Consider the following 384-nt stretch of genomic DNA (forward strand, 5'->3'; position numbering starts at 1 on the left):
GGAATTCTGTTCTCAAAAGGCCAATTCCCTCGGCACCATCCTCTTGAGCATCAATAACGTCAGCAAATGTTCCGACATTAGCTCCCACTTCAAATCGGCGCCCATCAGCACTCACAGTTTGCTTATCTTTTAACGCTCCCCACTTTTGCTGCTCCTGGATAAATTTACCAGCTAACAAACGGTAATGCTCAATCTCTTCATTCGTTGGATTGACAATCACTTTGCCATGAATCCCGTCAACAATTAGCAAGTCGCCATCATGAATGATCGCAGTAGCATCCTTGACACCAACGACAGCTGGTAACGAAAGAGTCTTACTCATAATCGTAAAATGAGAAGTCCGCCCCCCGTTAGTTGTAACAATTCCTGCAACATATCGTTTAT

At 44.3% G+C, this 384-nt stretch carries 1 protein-coding gene; it reads right to left on the reverse strand.

Features of this window, described 5'->3' with window-relative positions:
- Nucleotides 1-384: PEP-utilizing enzyme (locus CP363_RS10580; protein WP_255404975.1), on the reverse strand; the 384-nt coding region annotated here is incomplete at both ends.

Origin of the sequence: Lactobacillus sp. UMNPBX12 (genome assembly GCF_002553955.1) — a bacterium.
Classification (GTDB): Bacteria; Bacillota; Bacilli; order Lactobacillales; family Lactobacillaceae; genus Lactobacillus; species Lactobacillus crispatus.